We start from the raw sequence: 5,158 nt of genomic DNA, 5'->3' as shown, positions 1-5,158 counted from the left end.
CCGCGAGATTGATCGGCCTTATTCGAGGTCATAAATACAACTTCCCTTCACATCGACGCCTACGAAGACGGGAAAATCCCGCACAACGATGCGTCGCAAAGCTTCAGTGCCCAAGTCGTCATATGCGACGACCTCGCCAGATTCAACGCGCTGGGCCAAAAGCGCCGCCGCGCCGCCCGTAGCAACAAAATAGACCGAGCCGGTTTCAACGCACGCGTCAATCACAGCTTGGCTGCGCACTCCCTTGCCCACCGTGGCGGCAATACCCGCCCGATGCAGCTCAGGAGCGGCGAAATCCATGCGCGATGCTGTGGTGGGACCAACCGCGCCAAAGGGTCGACCTGCTGCAGGAGGCGTCGGCCCAGCATAAAAAATCGTGGCGCCCTCCAAATCATACGGAAGGCATCCTCGCTCGTGCAGCTCGTCGAGCAGGCGCATGTGGCCGGCATCTCGCAGCGTGTACATAGCGCCCGAAAGCGTGCAGGCATCGCCAGCGCGAAGAGAGGCGAGCGCCTCACGGGAAAGAGGCAACTCCAATGCGAGAGGAGAATTCATCGAATCGGCCATGCCTACTCCCCCGTTTCCGTATCAACGCGCTCGAATTCACCTGTCTGAGCGTTAAATTCAAACGTAGCGCGGCGCATAGCAGAACAGCCCATGTTAATAGCGAGCGGCAAAGCCGCGATATGGCACGGCGCCGTGTTCACATGCACGGCAAGCGCCAACGTTTTGCCTCCAAGAGCGCCAGGGCCCATACCCGTCGCGTTCACCATATCGAGCAGCTCGTTTTCGAGTTCCGCCGTGCGTTCGTCCTTCGCCGAAGAGCCAACGGGGCGCAAGAGCGCCGATTTCGCCATGCCAGCGACCTTATCGAACGTGCCGCCGATGCCAACGCCAATCACGAGCGGTGGACACGCATTTGCCGCCTTATGGCGAACGCAATCCATAACTTCATTGAGAATGCCCTGCTTGCCAGCGCCTGGCGGCAACATAACCACACGCGAAGCGTTGTCGGACCCGCCTCCTTTCAGCAGCACATGCAACCTGCATCCAGGTTTTTCGCTGAAATGAATATCGGTGAAAGCGGGCGTGTTGTCGCCGGTGTTCGTACGGTCAAAAAACGCATCACGCACAACGCTCTTGCGAAGAAGCGCTTCGGTATATGCGCGAGCAACCGCATCATCGGTTTCCGCAAACACGTCGCCCGGCACGAGCACATCGGGACCCGCTTCAAGGCAGACCCAGCACGTTCCCGTATCTTGACAAATGGGGACGCAATCGCGCTCAGCGATTTCCGCATTTTCGAGAAGCTGGTCAAGAACGAGGGCGCCACGTGATTCACCCTCAGTCTTTCGGGCTTCCGCAAGCGAGCGTTTCACGTCGCACGGAAGCACGCAAGCAATATTCGGGATGGCCTCATGCACGGCTTTCGCCACGGCCTGTTTTGTAATGAGTTTCGTAGTATCCATAAAGACAAGTATAGCCCGCACCCGCCGAATAAGCTTCGACGAATACGGGCTATATAAGATGCGCGAAATTATGCAGCGCTTCACGAGCCACAGCCCAGCGCCGCTCGGCCAAAGAACCTTACTCCACTGCCTCGACGAACCAGGAAGTAATGCTCGTGGGGTGCGTGATGGCGGTGCCAACCACAACCGCCCACGCGCCCGCATCCATTGCAGCCTTCGCATCGGCAGGCGTATGCACGCGACCCTCGCAGATAACGGGCTTGTCGGGGAATTCCGCGACAGCCTGGGCGACCAGCGCCACATCGGGGCCGTCGGCCATGCCGCAATCGATGGCAGCGCCAGGATGAGAAAGCGTCGTAGAGGCAATATCGCAACCGATGGCGAAAGCGTGGCGAATGTCTTCAATGGTTGAGCAGTCAGCCATAACGAGCACACCCTCTTCCTTCAGCGGGCGCACGGTATCTTCCAGCGTTTTGCCATCGGGGCGAGGACGATCGGTAGCATCGATAGCGACAATATCGGCGCCAGCCGCGACGCACGCACGAGCATGACGCAAGGTCGGCGTAATGTAGACGCCTTCATGGCCTTCTTTCCAAATGCCAATAACGGGAACCTCGGTGCGGCCTTTAATGGCGGAGATGTCGGAAAGGCCCTGGCAGCGAATGCCGCCCGCACCGCCCAGCTCGCACGCGCGAGCCATTTGCGCCATGGTTTCGGGATGGCGAAGCGGCTCGCCCATATACGCCTGGCAGCTCACGATAAGCTTGCCTTTGAGTTGTTCAATAATAGGATTCATTGCCCGTCTCCTAGTTCTTCAAAGTATCCAGCAGATTTTCCGCAGCTCCAATGAGCGGCGCATTATCGCCGAGCGACGCATCGACAATTGGCAAATCGGCGAGAACGCCCGGGGTGCGCTCCTTGAATGCCGACACCATCGCGTCACGCCAAATGGGGCCAGCCTTCGTAACGGACCCAGAAACTACAGCGATATCGGGATCAAAGATATTCGTCCAGCCAGCAAGCGCTAAGCCAAGAGCACGGCCCGCATTTTCAATGGTTTGACGTGCAATGTCTTCACCGAGTTGCGCACGATGGGAGATTTCGGCCCCGGTTTGATGGACACCGCATGCAGCATAGTAGCGTGCCTCAATGCCGCTGCCTGCCGCCACCGACTCAAGATTGCCATCGCCGGCATCCAAAGTATTCATCGTCGATCCGATTTCACCTGCGAAACCATGTTTGCCGCGAACGATTTTGCCATGGCAAATAATACCGCCGCCAAGGCCCGTGCCTGGAGCCATAACAACAGCCGTCTGCGCACCACGCGCCGCACCCCAACGTGCCTCGCCGAGCGCATGCGACTGCACATCTCCGAGCACAGCGCTCGGGCATTCGAAACGCTCACGCAGCGCATCGCCGAGCGGCTGACCCGACCATCCGGGCATGATTTCATTCGCAAAAGCGATATTGCCCGTATTCACGTCAACACGACCAGCCGTCGCAACGCCAACGCCCACGATGGTTTCGCCATGAGAAAGAGCCTCGTCACGCACGTCATCGACAAGGTCGAGAATGCGAGCAAGCACGACTTCCCCACCCTGCTGCGCATCGGTAGGAACCGAACGCTTCGAAAGAATGATGGGTGCAGCATCGGCGTTTTCATAACGCACGACGGCACACGCAATTTTCGTTCCGCCCACATCAACAGCAACAACGCTGAATGGATATTGCAAAGGAAAACCTCCAAAACAATCCCGATCGCACAACGCCGCGACCGGGGATTCCCGCAAAAACGGCCACACGCTATGAGCCAACCGCTTATGCGCCAAAACAGCAAACGGCCACGAAGCGTGCCAGATTGCCCATCATAAAGCCACTCGTATTCCATACGCGGAAGCCCTGCACAAAGAGCAAGCTGATGCGCCTCGCGGCCGCACGGCGCCATAACGCCTCAAACGAAGAAGCGCCGCCCGTAAGGACGGCGCAACAAATCTACATCATGCCGTTCTGCTCGAGAACCGCACGAATGGCAGCAACGTCTTCGCCCTCGAGAGCCTGAACGGGCTCGCGCATCTGGTTCGTGTTGAACACGCCCATCTGCCACAGAGCGGTCTTGAACGCACCAACGCCAGCACCAAAGCCGACGGTCGCCTTCACGACGCGAGTCACGAACATCAAGCGAGCGAGATGGTCCTGAATCTGGCGAACCTTCTCCCAATCGCCAGCCTGGAAAGCCTTCCACTGCTCAACGTAGCTGTAGGGGTCGATATTGGCAAGGCCCGGAACGGAGCCATCGGCGCCAGCCATGTAAGCGCCATCGACGCACACCTCGTGGCCAGTGAAGACCTGCAGAGGATGGCCAGCATCTTCGTTCTCGAGGCACAGCCAACGGAAACTCACGTCGTCGCCCGAGGAGTCTTTAACGCCCTGGATAACGCCGTCTTCGCCGAGGCGAACGAGCATCGTGGGATCGAGTTTCGTGTGAACGCAGACAGGCAAATCGTAAGCGAACAGCGGCAAATCGGTCTGCTCGCGAATGGCACGGAAGTGACGCTCAGTTTCCTTGGGGCCACCCAAAGCGTAGAACGGAGCGGTCGCGACAAGGCCGTCAACGCCATAGCCCGTAGCACGCTTGGCCTGGTCGACCACACGCAGGGTCTCCATATCGATGATACCGGCAAGAACGGGGACGCGGCCATGAACCATGGCAACGGCCTCCTGCAGCACATGGTAGCGCTGAGCGTCGGTAAGGAAGGCAACCTCGCCCGAGGAGCCCAAGAAGAACAGGCCATCAACACCTGCGTCAATCATGCGGTTGATCGAGCGCTCGAGAGCCTCAAGATCAAGCGTACGCTCGGCGGTCAAAGGAATGACCACGGGAGGAATAACGCCATGGAATTTGCTTTCAGTCATGAGAAGACCCTTTTCTGTTGGATACAGCAAACAATAAAATTGTAAGCCCTGGTCGGTACGCGTCAAGCGGTAAGCGGCAAATTCAGCCCAAGAACAAAGAAAGCTCGTCCCCTGCATGTTCTGGCCAGGTTCCTATGGCATCGTCTGCGTTCATTCTGGTTTTATTCATAAGTTGAACGCAGTCAGCCGAGCGCATAGTGAGCGATGCGAACGGTAGCGAGGCGTGGTGCCATGGGAACCTGGGCAGAACATGAGACGATATGAGCAGGACATGAAAACATTGAGAGCCCCTGCTGCATGCGAATCCGTGGATTAGGCCGACAATGTGAGTGTCCAACTCAAAAGTGGCGGCCACGCCACAAGCATGGAAAGGGGCTCTCTCATGTTGAATACTACCACCTTCGTCGGCCTCGACGTGCACGCGCGATCCATAAAGGCCGTCGCCCTCGATGCGATGACCGGCGAGGTCCGCTCGGCCACTTTCGCCTACGACGCGGCAGCCGTCGCAGAGTGGGTGAGGTCGCTGGACCCTGCCGCGAAATGCGTCTACGAGTCCGGCGTCACCGGGTTCGACCTGCAGAAGAGGCTCGCAGCGCTGGGCGTCGACTGCGTCGTCGGCGCGGTCTCGAAGATGATCAAGCCCTCGGCCGACCGCAAGAGGAAGAACGACCGCAACGACGCGGAGTTCCTCGCCAGGATGCTCTCCGTGGGAAACGTCGTCGAGGTGTGGGTTCCCGACGACGGGTGCGAGGCGGCGCGCGACCTGGTGCGCGCGC

The 5,158-nt window shown here is 58.7% G+C and carries 6 protein-coding genes; 1 reads left to right on the top strand and 5 read right to left on the bottom strand.

Annotated features, from left to right (window positions below; genetic code table 11):
- Positions 1–18: 18 nt before the first annotated feature.
- From ACWI8T_RS08020 to ACWI8T_RS08000, 5 genes are all read right to left on the bottom strand, one after another.
- Positions 19–567 (bottom strand): FumA C-terminus/TtdB family hydratase beta subunit, encoded by a 549-nt coding sequence (locus ACWI8T_RS08020; protein WP_147269234.1) that lies wholly within the window; start codon positions 565–567, stop codon positions 19–21.
- A gap of 2 nt (positions 568–569) precedes the next feature.
- Positions 570–1,469, bottom strand: a complete 900-nt coding sequence (locus ACWI8T_RS08015) for a fumarate hydratase (RefSeq protein ID WP_449138563.1) — start codon at positions 1,467–1,469, stop codon at positions 570–572.
- Between the two features lie 118 nt (positions 1,470–1,587).
- Positions 1,588–2,265 carry an N-acetylmannosamine-6-phosphate 2-epimerase gene (locus tag ACWI8T_RS08010; protein ID WP_419074147.1) on the bottom strand — a complete coding sequence of 226 codons (678 nt, stop codon included), beginning with the start codon at positions 2,263–2,265 and terminating at the stop codon, positions 1,588–1,590.
- A gap of 10 nt (positions 2,266–2,275) precedes the next feature.
- Positions 2,276–3,202, bottom strand: coding sequence for an ROK family protein (locus ACWI8T_RS08005; protein WP_449138562.1), 927 nt, complete (start codon positions 3,200–3,202; stop codon positions 2,276–2,278).
- A gap of 259 nt (positions 3,203–3,461) precedes the next feature.
- Positions 3,462–4,382 (bottom strand): dihydrodipicolinate synthase family protein, encoded by a 921-nt coding sequence (locus ACWI8T_RS08000; protein ID WP_114615562.1) that lies wholly within the window; start codon positions 4,380–4,382, stop codon positions 3,462–3,464.
- Positions 4,383–4,764: 382 nt separating this feature from the next.
- Between ACWI8T_RS08000 and ACWI8T_RS07995 the strand changes: the two genes are divergently transcribed.
- A partial coding sequence (locus ACWI8T_RS07995; RefSeq protein ID WP_449138561.1) for an IS110 family transposase occupies positions 4,765–5,158 on the top strand: 394 nt, incomplete at its 3' end.

Source organism: Slackia sp. (assembly GCF_977041755.1).
Note: the sequence above shows the minus strand (reverse complement) of the source record. Positions and strands in the feature narration are given on the sequence as shown.